This window comes from Stakelama flava (genome assembly GCF_019351405.1).
Classification (GTDB): Bacteria; Pseudomonadota; Alphaproteobacteria; order Sphingomonadales; family Sphingomonadaceae; genus Sphingomonas; species Sphingomonas flava_A.
On the sequence record NZ_JAHWZX010000009.1, the window covers coordinates 30,448 to 43,441 of the forward strand.

At 63.0% G+C, this 12,994-nt stretch carries 13 protein-coding genes; 6 read left to right on the forward strand and 7 right to left on the reverse strand.

Annotated elements, in window-relative coordinates; genetic code table 11:
* Positions 1 to 138: 138 nt before the first annotated feature.
* Positions 139 to 2,397, forward strand: coding sequence for an NADP-dependent malic enzyme (locus KY084_RS10495; RefSeq protein WP_219238420.1), 2,259 nt, complete (start codon positions 139 to 141; stop codon positions 2,395 to 2,397).
* A 260-nt stretch (positions 2,398 to 2,657) separates the two neighbouring features.
* On the opposite strand, the gene KY084_RS10500 is transcribed toward KY084_RS10495, so the two are convergent.
* The 4 genes from KY084_RS10500 to aceA form a co-directional block, all read right to left on the reverse strand.
* Complete coding sequence (locus tag KY084_RS10500; protein WP_219238516.1) at positions 2,658 to 3,452, reverse strand: SDR family oxidoreductase; 795 nt, start codon at positions 3,450 to 3,452, stop codon at positions 2,658 to 2,660.
* Positions 3,453 to 3,472: 20 nt separating this feature from the next.
* Positions 3,473 to 4,618 carry an acyl-CoA dehydrogenase family protein gene (locus KY084_RS10505; protein ID WP_219238421.1) on the reverse strand — a complete coding sequence of 382 codons (1,146 nt, stop codon included), beginning with the start codon at positions 4,616 to 4,618 and terminating at the stop codon, positions 3,473 to 3,475.
* Positions 4,619 to 4,909: 291 nt separating this feature from the next.
* The gene (locus KY084_RS10510; protein ID WP_219238532.1) at positions 4,910 to 5,086 is read right to left on the reverse strand and encodes a hypothetical protein; all 177 of its coding nucleotides are present in this window, start codon (positions 5,084 to 5,086) and stop codon (positions 4,910 to 4,912) included.
* A gap of 36 nt (positions 5,087 to 5,122) precedes the next feature.
* Positions 5,123 to 6,403: an isocitrate lyase gene (aceA, locus tag KY084_RS10515; RefSeq protein WP_219238422.1), complete on the reverse strand. Its 1,281-nt coding sequence runs from the start codon at positions 6,401 to 6,403 to the stop codon at positions 5,123 to 5,125.
* Positions 6,404 to 6,575: 172 nt separating this feature from the next.
* Between aceA and KY084_RS10520 the strand changes: the two genes are divergently transcribed.
* Together KY084_RS10520 and KY084_RS10525 are read left to right on the forward strand one after the other, a co-directional pair.
* On the forward strand, positions 6,576 to 7,961 hold the full coding sequence (locus KY084_RS10520) for a helix-turn-helix domain-containing protein (protein WP_219238423.1): 1,386 nt from the start codon (positions 6,576 to 6,578) through the stop codon (positions 7,959 to 7,961).
* A 56-nt stretch (positions 7,962 to 8,017) separates the two neighbouring features.
* Complete coding sequence (locus KY084_RS10525; protein WP_219238424.1) at positions 8,018 to 8,245, forward strand: YrhK family protein; 228 nt, start codon at positions 8,018 to 8,020, stop codon at positions 8,243 to 8,245.
* A 43-nt stretch (positions 8,246 to 8,288) separates the two neighbouring features.
* Here KY084_RS10525 and KY084_RS10530 read toward each other — a convergent pair whose 3' ends face one another.
* From KY084_RS10530 to KY084_RS10540, 3 genes are read right to left on the reverse strand one after another with little or no spacing between them, the layout of a single operon-like run.
* Complete coding sequence (locus KY084_RS10530) at positions 8,289 to 9,239, reverse strand: aldo/keto reductase (RefSeq protein WP_219238425.1); 951 nt, start codon at positions 9,237 to 9,239, stop codon at positions 8,289 to 8,291.
* The gene (locus tag KY084_RS10535; RefSeq protein ID WP_246587055.1) at positions 9,239 to 9,508 is read right to left on the reverse strand and encodes a hypothetical protein; all 270 of its coding nucleotides are present in this window, start codon (positions 9,506 to 9,508) and stop codon (positions 9,239 to 9,241) included. Before KY084_RS10535 ends, KY084_RS10530 begins: the two co-directional genes overlap by 1 nt.
* Entirely contained in the window at positions 9,486 to 9,761 is a 276-nt protein-coding gene (locus KY084_RS10540) for a hypothetical protein (protein ID WP_219238426.1), read from the reverse strand. Before KY084_RS10540 ends, KY084_RS10535 begins: the two co-directional genes overlap by 23 nt.
* Before the next feature lie 142 nt (positions 9,762 to 9,903).
* Here KY084_RS10540 and KY084_RS10545 point away from each other — a divergent pair, with 142 nt between their 5' ends.
* The 3 genes from KY084_RS10545 (at position 9,904) to KY084_RS10555 (ending at position 12,978) form a co-directional block, all read left to right on the forward strand.
* A complete protein-coding gene (locus tag KY084_RS10545; RefSeq protein ID WP_219238427.1) occupies positions 9,904 to 10,863 on the forward strand; it encodes an ArsR/SmtB family transcription factor in 960 nt (319 codons plus the stop codon).
* Entirely contained in the window at positions 10,860 to 11,801 is a 942-nt protein-coding gene (metF, locus tag KY084_RS10550; protein ID WP_219238428.1) for a methylenetetrahydrofolate reductase, read from the forward strand. Before KY084_RS10545 ends, metF begins: the two co-directional genes overlap by 4 nt.
* 127 nt (positions 11,802 to 11,928) lie before the next feature.
* Positions 11,929 to 12,978 carry a homocysteine S-methyltransferase family protein gene (locus KY084_RS10555; protein ID WP_219238429.1) on the forward strand — a complete coding sequence of 350 codons (1,050 nt, stop codon included), beginning with the start codon at positions 11,929 to 11,931 and terminating at the stop codon, positions 12,976 to 12,978.
* Positions 12,979 to 12,994 lie beyond the last annotated feature (16 nt).

Sequence of the window (12,994 nt, forward strand, 5' to 3'; positions counted from 1 at the left end):
TAGCGCAGCGGTGCGCGCGCATAAACCGCCTTCGATGCTTTCGCCGGGCGAGAGGTGCACAAAAAACTCTCTGGCCCTTCGACAAGCGCGGTCCGATCGGGCTAAGGGCAGGGCGAACCAAAATTCCAGAGGATTGCGATGGCCGACGAATCGAACGTCCAGTTTTCCGAGCGCGAGGCGCTTCTGTTCCATTCGGAGGGGCGTCCGGGCAAGCTGGAGATCGTCGCGACCAAGCCGATGGCGTCGCAGCGCGATCTGGCGCTTGCCTATTCGCCGGGTGTCGCGGTGCCCGTGCGCGCCATCGCCGAAGATCCGCAGGCCGCCTATGATTATACGTCTAAGGGCAATCTGGTCGCGGTGATTTCCAACGGCACCGCGATCCTCGGCCTCGGCAATCTCGGCGCGCTGGCGTCGAAACCGGTGATGGAGGGCAAGGCGGTGCTCTTCAAACGCTTTGCCGATGTCGATTCGATCGACCTTGAACTGAAGACCGAGGATGTCGACCGGTTCATCGACGCGGTCGAACTGCTCGAACCCAGCTTTGGCGGGATCAACCTGGAAGATATCGCCTCGCCGGCCTGTTTCGTCATCGAACAGACGCTGCGCGAACGGATGAACATCCCCGTGTTCCATGACGATCAGCACGGCACCGCGATCATCGCCGCGGCGGGGTTGATCAACGCGCTTCACCTGACCGGGCGCGACATCAAGGATACGAAGGTCGTGGTAAACGGCGCGGGCGCCGCCGCGATCGCTTGCGCGGACCTCATCAAGGCGATGGGCCTGCCGCAGCAGAACATGCTGATGCTCGATCGCACGGGCATATTGTATGAAGGGCGCGGCGACATCAACCAGTGGCAATCGACCCATGCGATCGATACCGATCTGCGCACGCTGGAAGAGGCGCTGGATGGCGCGGACGTGTTTCTGGGTCTGTCGGCGGCGGGTGCGCTTCCGGCCGAATATCTGAAAAAAATGGCGGATCAGCCGATCGTGTTCGCGATGGCCAATCCCGATCCCGAAATCTCGCCGCCCGAGGCGAAGAAGGCACGTCCCGACGTCATCATCGCCACCGGCCGGTCGGATTATCCGAATCAGGTCAACAACGTGCTTGGCTTTCCCTTCATCTTTCGCGGCGCGCTCGACGTGCGTGCGACGACGATCAACGATGCGATGAAGATTGCTGCGGCCGAAGCGCTTGCCGCGCTCGCGCGCCAGCAGGTGCCCGAAGAGGTCGCGACAGCCTATGGCGTGCAGCACAGCTTCGGGCGCGACTATATCATCCCTGCGCCGTTCGATCCGCGGTTGATGGAAATCGTGCCCCCTGCCGTGGCGAAAGCGGCGATGGATTCGGGCGTCGCTACCAAACCGATCCTCGATCTCGACGCTTATGCGCAGACGCTGAAAGGCAGGCTCAACCCGACGACGCAGGTCCTCAGCCTTGCCTATGAAGGCGCGCGGGCGCGGCCAAAGCGAGTCATTTTCGCGGAAGCCGAGGAAGAAGTCGTGCTGCGCGCGGCAATTGCGTTCCGCGATGGCGGGTACGGCACGCCGGTGCTGGTCGGCCGCGACGATGTGCGCCAGCGGTTGCTCGACATCGGGGTCGATAATCCCGACAGTTTCGAACTGCACAACAGCCGCCATTCGCCACTGGTCCCGCAGATGGTCGATTTTCTGTACGGGCGGCTACAGCGGCGCGGCTATCTGCGCCGCGATTGCGAGCGTATGGTCAATCAGGATCGCAACATCTTCGGCGCGCTGCTGCTGCAACTGGGGCAGGGCGATGCGATGATCACCGGCATCACGCGCACCTATGCACAGACGATCCGCGAGGTTCGCCGCGTCATCGATCCGTTGCCCGGCCGCACGCCCTTCGGCATCCATATCCTGGTCGGGCAAAGCCATACGGTGTTCATCGCCGACACGACGGTGAACGAACGTCCGACTGCCGAGGAACTGGCGGAAATCGCCGAACAGACCGCGCATGTCGCGCGGCGTATGGGCCACGAACCGCGCGTCGCGTTCCTCAGCTATTCCAATTTCGGCAACCCGCCGGGACAATGGCTCGACAATCTGCGCGCCGCGGTGAAGGTTCTGGAGGAACGGCAGGTCGGGTTCGAATTCGAAGGCGAAATGGCGCCCGATGTCGCACTCAATCCGCAGCAACAGGCGAATTATCCCTTTGCCCGCTTATCCGGCCCGGCGAACGTTTTGATCATGCCGGGACTCCAGTCGGCGAACATCTCGGCAAAGCTGCTGCGCGAACTGGGTGGCGATTCGATGATTGGCCCGATGCTGATCGGCATCGAAAAGCCGGTCCAGATCGCGCCGATGACGTCGAGCGCGAACGAACTTGTAACGCTGGCGGTGCTCGCCGCTGGCGGCATGGTGGAGTGAGGCACGGGTGGGGGCGACCCCGCCTTTCCCGGCACAAGACCCTTGTCTCGCCCGTTCGTCCTGAGCGGCTGCCGCAGGCAGCCAGTCGAAGGACCGTGCTTCTCCTCGCGCAGAGTGGAGGAAGGACGGCGCTTCGACAGGCTCAGCGCGAATGGGGTTCGCTCGCCCCACCGCCCTGGCCTTGATTCCCCGCAACAATGAAGTGATGGTTGCCGGATCGCCGCGTCGCGTCGCTCTTCGCGATGACGAGGGGAGTGCGATTACAGATCCGGATCGATGCTGCTGCCCAGCGCTGCGTTGACGAGGCCGCCGTCGATGGTGATCGTTTCGCCCACCACATAATCGCCCGCGCGGGCCGCGAGGTAGATTGCGGCGGCTGCCATGTCCTCATCCGTGCCGATCCGGCCGGCGGGGATCGCCTTCGCGACCTGATCACCATGATCACGCGCCGCCTTGTTCATCTTGCTCGCAAACGCGCCCGGCGCGATCGAGGTGACATTGATGGAATCGCGAATGAGGCGCGCCGCCATCCGCTTGGTAAGGTAGATCAGCCCCGCCTTGGACGCGTGATAGCTATACGTGTCCCACGGGTTCAGCCGCTGCCCGTCGATCGAGGTGATGTTGATTACCTTGGCGGGCTGATCCTTGCTTCCGGCGCGTTTCAGCAAGCCATGCATTGCCTGGGTAAGGAAGAAGGGCGATTTCAGGTTGAGGTCGACAACCTTGTCCCAACCATGTTCGTCGAACTCCTCGAACGGTACGCCCCAGGCGGTACCCGCATTGTTGACGAGGATGTCGAGCCGGTCCTCATGGGTGGCCAGTTCGGACGCCAGCGACCGGCATCCTTCGACGGTCGCGATATCGTGCTGCAGCGCGATGCACTTTTCGCCAAGCTCGCGCGCGGTCGCTTCGCAATCCCCGGCCTTGCGCGACACGATATACACTTTGGCGCCTTGGCCGATAAAGCCTTCTGCGATCATCCGGCCAATTCCGCGCGATCCGCCGGTGATCAGCGCAACGCGCCCTTCCAGACTGAACAGGCTGGTCGTATCCATCATTCTCTCCGTAATCTTGATTACCCGCCGCGCTTCATGGTTTCGCGCGCGATGATGATCTGCTGAATCTGGCTGGTGCCTTCGTAGATACGGAACAGCCGGACATCGCGGTACAGCCGCTCGATGCCGTAATCGGCGATATAGCCCGCTCCGCCATAAATCTGCACCGCGCGGTCGGCGACGCGGCCGACCATTTCGCTGGCATAATATTTGGCCGCTGCGCTTTCCATCACGACATTGTCTCCCGCATCTTTGCGTGTAGCTGTTTCGAGGACCAGCGCGCGCGCAGCCAGCGCCTCGGTCTTTGAATCGGCAATCATCGCCTGGATCAGCTGATGCTCGGCGATGGGCTTTCCGAACTGCTTGCGCTCGCTCGCATAGGCGACGCAATCGGCGATCAGCCGTTCGGCCACGCCGACGCATACCGCCGCGATATGCAGCCGCCCGCGATCGAGCACCTGCATCGCGATTTTGAACCCGTCGCCTTCGTCGCCCAGCCGGTTGCCGGCGGGGACGGGAACGTCGTCCAGATTGAGGTCGGCGACCTTCGCGCCTTTTTGCCCCATCTTCTTTTCGGGTTCGCCGATGCTGACGCCGGGAAGTCCGCGCGGCACCAGAAAGGCGGAGACGCCACGCCCACCCGGTTCGTCGCCGGTGCGCGCCATCACGGTGAAAAGGTCGGCGCGATCGGCGTTGGTAATGTAGCGCTTCGTTCCAGACAGCTTATAGCTATCGCCATCGCGTATCGCGCGCGTCTTTACGCTGCCGCTGTCCGATCCGACATCGGGTTCGGTCAGCGCGAAGCTGGTGATGATCTCTCCGCTTGCGATTCGGGGCAGCCATTCGCGCTTCTGCTCCTCCCTGCCAGCAATCACCAGCCCCTGGCTGCCGATACCGACATTGGTGCCGAAGGCGGAGCGGAAAGCGGGGGTGGTCCGGCCCAGTTCGATTGCCACGCGCGCCTCTTCGCCCATGGTGAGGCCAAGGCCGCCATAGTCCTCCCCGATCGACAGGCCGAACAGGCCGAGCTGCTTCATTTCCCCGACGATATCCTGCGGGATCGCATCGTCAGCCTCTACCTTCGCCTCAAGCGGGCGCAGGCGCTCGGCAACGAAACGGCGTACCGTGTCGATCAGCGCGTCAAAGGTTTCGGCATCAAGCGCCATAAAAACTCCTGTTGGAAAGCGATATGTAGCTACACCGATGCCGGACTGTGCGGCAAGCGGTCCATACCGAATCTTCCAAACAGGGCTGTACCGTTGATTTGGCTGACGAACGACCTGATGTGTGGACCGTGTCAGCGCTGACGTGGCGCGGCAGCCGGCTGGGGGTCGCGCGGACTTCATCCGGCCATGTTCGACCGGTCGGCAAGCGCCATGGTCGTCGTCCCTGAAAACGGAAATGCCCGCCGGATTATCTCCGGCGGGCACCTTTCCTCCCCAGGAAAGTGGTACGTATCAGCTGTAATTGCCCAGCCGGTGATACAGCGCCGCGACTCGCATCGATTCGGGGCTGTCGGCTACCTTTTGCGCGTAATCGGCGAGCGCCGCGCGCAGCAGGCGGAAATCATCGGTGGAAAATACCGCCCGGGCGCGGGCGGGTTCGCGAGGGGTGATGGTGTCGGTCATCGCCATGATGCGTCTCCTGTATCTACGCTTGTGCAGTAAAATTCAGGCAGCTTCTTTCTTGAACTGCGCCGCTTCGGTGCTTTCGGCGAGCGCGGTGGTGGAGCTTGCGCCGCCCGCGACGGCCTGCGCCACCGCGTCGAAATAGCCGGTGCCCACTTCGCGCTGGTGCCGGGTCGCGGTATAGCCATTGGCCTCTGCCGCGAATTCGGCCTGTTGCAGTTCGGAATAGGCCGCCATGCCCCGGTCCCTGTACCCGCGCGCCAGTTCGAACATGCCGTAATTGAGCTGGTGAAAGCCGGCCAGCGTGACGAATTGGAACTTGTATCCCATCGCCCCGATCTCGCGCTGGAACTTGGCGATGTCGTCCTTGTCCAGATTGGCTTCCCAGTTGAAGCTGGGCGAGCAGTTATACGCCAGCATCTTGTCCGGATACTGTTTCTTGATCGCCTCGGCGAAGCGGCGCGCATCGTCCATGTTCGGCTTCGACGTTTCCCACCACAACAGGTCGGCATGTTCGGCGAACGCCAGCCCGCGCTTGATGCAATGATCGACGCCGGTGCCTGGTTTCAGCCGGTAAAAGCCCTCTGCCGTGCGTTCGCCGGTCAGGAATGCATGGTCGCGTTCGTCAATGTTGGACGTGATCAGCTTCGCGCTTTCGGCATCGGTGCGCGCGCAGATGATCGTCGGCACGCCCGACACGTCGGCGGCGAGCCGTGCGCTGTCGAGATTGCGGACATGCGCCTGGGTGGGGATCAGCACCTTGCCGCCCAGATGGCCGCATTTTTTTTCCGCGGCCAGCTGATCCTCATAATGCACGCCCGCGGCGCCAGCGGCGATATAGGCCTTCATGATCTCGAAACAGTTGAGCGGACCGCCAAACCCGGCTTCGGCATCGGCAACGATCGGCGCGAACCAGTCGCGCTGCGCACCGCCTTCGCTATGTTCGATCTGATCGGCGCGCTGCAGCGCATTGTTGATCTTGCGCGCCAGTTCCGGCCCGGCATTGGCGGGATAGAGCGACTGGTCGGGATACATCGCGCCCGCGGTGTTGGCATCGGCCGCGACCTGCCATCCCGACAGATAGATCGCCTTCAATCCGGCGCGGACCATCTGCATCGCCTGATTGCCGCTCAGCGCGCCGAGTGCATTGATATAGTCCTCGGACTTCAGCAATTCCCACAGCCGGTTCGCACCCTTGCGCGCCAGCGTGTGCTCGACCGCGACCGATCCGCGCAGCTTCATCACATCCTGCGGCGAATACGGGCGCGTGATGCCGTCGAAACGGCCTTCGGGGGCGGGGACGAGGTCGGCGAACATGGTCATGTCAGGTCCTTTGCATACCCGTTGAGTGTTAGCCCGGTGAGCCGGGGTGACGCCCAAGCCGATACCGTAAAGCAGGCGCACAATTCGATGATAATTTACAAAGTTTTGAGTGGAGATGTGGCGAAACAGGCGATAAAATCAGTCATACTGTAAATAATTTACAGGTGCATATATGACCGATAGAAAGCTTTATGCCGGGCACGCCATTCGCCGCTTGCGGCGCGGACACGGCCTTACCCAGGCCGCGATGGCTGAGCTGTTGGGCATATCAGCCAGCTATCTGAACCTGATCGAACGCAACCAGCGTCCCTTGTCCGCCACGCTGTTGCTGGCGCTTGCCGAACGGTTCGATTTCGATCCGCGCCGCTTCGCTGCGGAGGAGCCGGGTGGCGGCGCGGATGCGCTGCGCAAGCGGCTGGCCGATCCGATGTTCGGCGATCTGGAAATCGATCGCGACGAACTCGCCGAGTGGCTTGCCGCCGCGCCGGGGGGCGCGGAAGCCTTTGCGCGCGCCTATGATCGGATGGGGCAGGGGGCGTCCGACGCGCCGGAGGCGGAGGATGCGGTACTCCCCGTGCGCCGCGAAATCGAACGCTGGCGCAACCATTTTGCCGATCTCGATGCCGCGGCCGAAGCCGTTGCGGATGAATTGCGGCTGGCGGCGGGCGATCTGTACGGCGCGATTTCGGAGCGGCTGCGCGTGCGACATTCGATCGCGATCCGCATCCTGCCCGCTGATGTCATTCCCGGCACGCTGCGCAGGCTGGATCTGCATGCCCGCCAGTTGCAGATGTCCGAACTGCTCGATCCGGCATCGCGCACTTTTTCCGCCGCCTATCAGCTTGCCCAGAACGAAGCGCGGGCGGAGATCGACGCACTCGCCCGCGCGGCGGAATTTCGCGACCGGGCGTCGGAACGCATGTATCGCCGCCACCTCGCCAGCTATTTCGCCGCAGCATTGATGATGCCCTATGGCCGGTTCCTGCGCGCGTGCGAAACGACGGGCTATGACATCGAATTGCTGCAGCGCCGGTTCGGGGCGGGCTTCGAACAGGTTGCCCACCGGCTTACCACGCTCAGCCGGGTGGGCGCGCGCGGGCTTCCCTTCTTCATGATCCGCATCGATCGGGCGGGGCAGCTTTCCAAACGCTATTCCGGTGCCAGCAACGCGCCGCTGGTGGAGGCGCGGGGCCGCTGCCCGTTATGGCGGCTGCACCACGCGTTCGACCGGCCGGGCAAGCTGATGGTGCAACTCGTTGCGCTTGAGGATGAAAGCCGCTGGCTCACCCTGTCGCGTACCGTCGCGCCGCAGGGGCAGCGCTATGGCGGCGTCGGTGCCGAATTCGCGGTCGGACTGGGGGTCGAAGCGGGACTTGCCGCATCGCTTGCCGCCGCGCGCGGAATCGACCTGGAAAGCGGGGCGATGCCGATCGGGCTTGGTTGCGCCGCCTGTGTGCGCCCCGACTGCCCGCAGCGAAGCGCGCCGCCACTCAGTCGCGCGCTGACCATCAACGAACGCGAACGCGGCGTATCGCCCTTTTCCTTCGTCGGGGATTGAGCGCGACGCGGCCCGGCTGGTAGCGCGCGGCGACCATCATTTGAAAGGACCCGTCCGTGAACACGCTGATCCGCGACTATCCCCATATCCATCTCGCGCTCGGCCTTATCGGAAACACGCTGTTCCTGATCGGATCCGTGCTGTTCTTCAAGCGGTTCGACGCCTGGTATCATATTGCCGTATGGCTGTTCGTACTCGGATCGGCGGGCATGCTGATCGGCGCTATCGGCAAGGCGGTGACCGACATCGTCAATGCCCGCGAAAAGCGTACCGGCGGGGAATGATGGCAGCGCCCCGCCGCTGTCTGTAGCAGAAGTGCGGGCGCGTTCAGTCGCCCGCGCGGGTAAGCCGGCGAAGCTGGTCCTCGCTCAGCTTGACGTCCCAACTGCCGATCAGTTCATCCAGTTGTTCGACGCTGGTTGCGCTTGCGATCGGCGCGGTTACGCCTTCCTGCGCGGCGAGCCATGCGAGCGCGATCTGTGCCAGGCTCGCCCCCGTTTCGTCGGCCACCTGATCCATCGCGGTGAGCATTTCGGGGCCACGTCCGTCGAGAAAGCCTTCGACCCGGCTGCCGCGCGCGCTTTTGGAAAGATCGCTCTTGTCGCGATACTTGCCGGTCAGAAAGCCGGAGGCGAGGCCGTAATAGGGCGCGACGCCGATATTGTGGGTGACGCACAAATCCTGAAGCTCGCCTTCATACCCGTCGCGGCTGAGCAGGTTATATTCGGGCTGCAGCACATGATAATGCGGCAGGTCCTGCTGCGTGGCGAGGTCGATCGCCTGTTTCAGCCGAAGCGCGTGAAAGTTCGACGCGCCCAGCACGCGGACCTTGCCGGCGTCGATCAGTTTCGAAAACGCGCCGAGCACATCGGCCATGTCCTGACTTTCGTCATCCTTGTGCGCGTAATACAGGTCAATCCGGTCAGTGCCGAGGCGCTTGAGCGATGCTTCGCACGCCGCCGCGATCCGGTCGGGCGCCAGCCCTTCGCCACCATCGCCCGGCAGCATGCCCACCTTGGTCGCGATCAGCACCTTGTCCCGCTTGCCCGATCGCTTCAGCCATTCACCGATCACGCTTTCGGATTCGCCGCCCGAATGCCCGTCAACCCAGGCCGAATACACATCGGCGGTATCGATCATCGTTCCGCCCGCTTCGACCCAGCGGTCGAGAATGCGGAAGCTGGTTTCCCGATCCGCTGTCCAGCCGAAGACATTGCCCCCCAATATCATCGGGGGCGTTTTCAGGTCGGTTGCGCCAAGCGTCCGCATCGCGGTCATTACTGTGTTTCTCCGTTATCAAGGCCCGCTGCCTGCGGGCTGACGGCATTCGCATCGAGCATCGCCGCCGCGTCGTTCAGCGCGGCCGCCTCATCGCCCGATACGCCGCCGGGGGCATTATCCTGTCCGCCGCCGCAACCGGCGAGCGGCGGCGCGAGCAGGAGCATCAGGATTGCGGCCCGCTTCATCGCCACACGTGTGGCAAATGCATGCGCCGTGCGGTCCGGGAAGCGTTTGCCGGTCCGGTCACTGGCCGTCGCCGTCGACATCCTCGGCCGCCGCGTCGATATCGTCGCCCGCATTGTCGAGCGAGTTGCCGGCATCGTCCATCGCGTTTTCGGCCTTGCCGAACGCCTGATCGCTGGCGGCGTCGATATCGTTCACCGCTTCGCTGGTCGTCGCGTCGACATCGGCGGCGATCGCATTACCGGCTTCGGCGCTTTCATCCTGCGCTTTTTCCGAACAGCCAGCGACACCCAGCGCGGCGACAACTGCGAACGGCAGCACGATTTTACGGATCATAGTCTCCCCTTTCATGTGGCGCGGGCCGAACCTTTGCCCGCCGGATAAAGGCCTATATCCAATTCCTGTCACGCAACCCACAGCCAAAGCGGTGCGTTCCCGCGTTGACCACATATAAAGAAAACTTTATATCTGCACCGCAATGTCCGATGCACTGGAAATATTCCGCGCGCTTGCCGACGCCACGCGGCTAAGAACGCTCAGCCTGCTGCGCTCCATGGAGCTGTCGGTGGGCGAGCTGGCGCAGGTGCTAGAACAAAGCCAGCCGCGTGTATCGCGCCATGTGAAGATATTGTGCGACGCCGGCCTTGCCGAGCGGCGAAAGGAAGGAAGCTGGGTCTTTGTCCGGCTGGGGCAGCCCGAACGGGTGGAACCGGTGCTCGACGCCCTTGATTTGTGGCATGACGACGAAAGCGATCAGTCGATCGCCAGCGACGCTGCCAAACTGGCCGAGGTGCGCGCGGGTCGTGCGGCGGTGGCAACCCGCTGGTTTGAAGAACATGCCGGCGAATGGGACGCCATACGGTCCCTGTATGTCGCCGAAAGCGAGGTGGAAGCAGCGATGCGCACCGCGCTGGGCGATACGGGTATCGAACGGCTGCTCGATATCGGCACCGGCACCGGGCGGATGCTTGAACTCTTTGCGCCGAATGCGAAAAGCGCGATGGGCATTGATCGCAGTTCGGAGATGCTGCGCCTCGCCCGCGCCAAATTGTCGCAGCGCGGATTGACCCATGCCGAATTGCGGCAGGCCGATTTCTACGCCTTGCCGATCGACCCCGGCGGCGCGGATGTCGCGATATTGCACCATGTGCTGCATTTCGCGCACGAACCCGAAACCGCGATCGAAGAAGCTGCGCGTGTGCTTGCGCCCGGTGGCCGCCTGCTGATCGCGGATTTCGCGCCCCATAATCGTGAAGAGCTTCGCACACGCGCTGAACATGCGCGGCTGGGCTTTTCGGACAAGCAGATACTTGGATGGTTCGCGGCGGCCGGGCTGGATCCGGTTCGCACCGACACGCTGGAAGGCGGCGAACTTACCGTGAAAATCTGGCTCGCGCGCAAGGCGGGCGAGCCTGAAATCAAAAGGAAGGCAGCATGACGATTTCGGTCGACCAGCTAGAGGAAGCCCGGTTCGCGCTGGGCCAGCCGCTCTTCGCCGATATTGACGGCGACCTGAAGGTGAGCTTCGAATTCTTTCCGCCCAAAACGGAAAAGATGGAAGAAACGCTGTGGAATTCGGTCAAGGCGCTTGAGCCGCTGGGGCCGCGCTTCGTTTCCGTCACCTACGGCGCGGGCGGTTCGACGCGCGAGCGCACCCATCAGACGGTCGAGCGCATCCAGCGCGAAACGTCGCTGAACGCCGCCGCGCACCTGACCTGCGTCGAGGCATCGAAAGACGAAATCGATCAGGTGGCGGAGGCATATTGGGCGTCGGGCGTGCGGCATATCGTCGCACTGCGTGGCGACATGCCCGAAGCGGGGGCGAAGTTCGAGGCGCATCCGCAAGGCTATGCCAATGCTGCCGAACTGGTGGCGGGACTGAAGAAACTTCACCCGTTCGAAATCTCGGTCGCCGCTTATCCCGAATGTCACCCCGATTCGGAAAATGTGAAAGCCGATCTCGACAATCTGAAGCGCAAGCTGGACGCGGGCGCGAGCCGCGCGATCACACAGTTCTTCTTTTCCCCGGAAGCGTTCTTCAAATTCCGCGACGCCGCTGCCGATGCCGGAATAGATGCGGAGATCGTGCCGGGCATACTGCCGATTTCGAATGTGGCGCAGACGCGCAAATTCGCCGGTATCTGCGGCGCGGACATTCCCAGCTGGATGGACCGGCTGTTCGAAGGGCTGGACGACCATCCCGGCGCGCGTCAGCTCGTCGCTGCGACCATCGCTGCGGAAATGTGCCGCAAACTCTATGCCGGCGGGGTGCGCAACCTGCACTTCTACACGCTCAACCGCGCCGAACTGTCCTTCGCGATCTGCCACCTGCTCGGCATGCGCGCAAAGGAGAGCGTGGCTGAAAAGGCGGCGTAACCTTTTAGCTTCCCCTCCTGCTTGCGGGAGGGGGTTGGGGGGCACCCGCTCTCCGCAACCGATGTTCTCATGGCAACCGGGCGCCCACCCCCGGCCCCTCCCGCAAGCGGGAGGGGAGGAGAAAAAGATGACAACCCCACGCGAACGACTGATGGCCGAGGCCGAAAAACGCATCCTGATTTCGGATGGCGCTTTCGGCACCGAAATCCAGAACTGGAAACTGTCCGAGGGCGATTACGCAGGCGACCTCGGCCTCAGCCACGAACAAAAGGGCAATAACGACATCCTTGCGTTGTCGAAGCCGGAGGTTCCGGAAGCCATCACGCGCGCCTATCTGGAGGCGGGGTCCGACATTGTCGAAACCAACACCTTTTCGGCCAACCGGATCAGCCAGGCCGATTACGGCGCCGAAGATCGCGTGAAAGAACTCAACATCGCCTCGGCGCAGCTTGCGCGAAAGGCGTGCGACGAATTTGAAGAAAAGGACGGCCGCCCCCGCTTCGTCGCGGGCGCGATCGGGCCGACCAACAAGACGCTGTCGCTCAGCCCCGACGTCAACGATCCCGGCTTTCGCGAAATCGATTTCGACTATCTGAAGGATGTTTATCGCGAACAGGTCGACGCGCTGGTCGAAGGTGGCGCCGATTTCATCCTGATCGAAACGGTGTTCGATACGCTCAACGCCAAGGCGGGCGTCATGGCCGCGCTTGAGGCGGGCGAGGCGCTGGGGCGCGATTTGCCGATCCAGCTTTCGATGACGCTGACCGACCTTTCGGGCCGCAACCTGTCGGGCCATACGGTCGAGGCATTTTGGCACGCGGTGCGGCACGCAAAGCCGCTTACCATCGGTCTGAACTGCTCGTTCGGGGCCGAACAGCTAAAGCCGCATGTCAAATCGCTGAGCGCGATCGCCGACACGTTGATCATGGTCTATCCCAATGCCGGCCTGCCCAACGAACTTGGCGAATATGACGAAGCGCCCGAAACGACCGCGAAACTAGTCACCGAATGGGCGAAGAACGGGCAGGTCAACGTGCTTGGCGGCTGCTGCGGTTCTACGCCTGCGCATATCAGGGCGATGGCTCAGGCGGTGCAGGGCCTTCCCCCGCGCGCCATTCCGGTTCCGCCGCGCGTGACGCGTCTGGCGGGCCTCGAACCGATGACCATGGCGGCCTAGTCCCGCTCGCGGGAGG

Bases quoted from the DNA above. Each gene is read 5' to 3' on its own strand.
- KY084_RS10495 (WP_219238420.1), top strand. From the start codon at position 139: ATGGCCGACGAATCGAACGTCCAGTTTTCCGAGCGCGAGGCGCTTCTG.
- KY084_RS10500 (WP_219238516.1), bottom strand. From the start codon at position 3,452: ATGGATACGACCAGCCTGTTCAGTCTGGAAGGGCGCGTTGCGCTGATC.
- KY084_RS10505 (WP_219238421.1), bottom strand. From the start codon at position 4,618: ATGGCGCTTGATGCCGAAACCTTTGACGCGCTGATCGACACGGTACGC.
- KY084_RS10510 (WP_219238532.1), bottom strand. From the start codon at position 5,086: ATGGCGATGACCGACACCATCACCCCTCGCGAACCCGCCCGCGCCCGG.
- aceA (WP_219238422.1), bottom strand. From the start codon at position 6,403: ATGACCATGTTCGCCGACCTCGTCCCCGCCCCCGAAGGCCGTTTCGAC.
- KY084_RS10520 (WP_219238423.1), top strand. From the start codon at position 6,576: ATGACCGATAGAAAGCTTTATGCCGGGCACGCCATTCGCCGCTTGCGG.
- KY084_RS10530 (WP_219238425.1), bottom strand. From the start codon at position 9,239: ATGACCGCGATGCGGACGCTTGGCGCAACCGACCTGAAAACGCCCCCG.
- KY084_RS10535 (WP_246587055.1), bottom strand. From the start codon at position 9,508: ATGTCGACGGCGACGGCCAGTGACCGGACCGGCAAACGCTTCCCGGAC.
- KY084_RS10540 (WP_219238426.1), bottom strand. From the start codon at position 9,761: ATGATCCGTAAAATCGTGCTGCCGTTCGCAGTTGTCGCCGCGCTGGGT.
- KY084_RS10545 (WP_219238427.1), top strand. From the start codon at position 9,904: ATGTCCGATGCACTGGAAATATTCCGCGCGCTTGCCGACGCCACGCGG.
- metF (WP_219238428.1), top strand. From the start codon at position 10,860: ATGACGATTTCGGTCGACCAGCTAGAGGAAGCCCGGTTCGCGCTGGGC.
- KY084_RS10555 (WP_219238429.1), top strand. From the start codon at position 11,929: ATGACAACCCCACGCGAACGACTGATGGCCGAGGCCGAAAAACGCATC.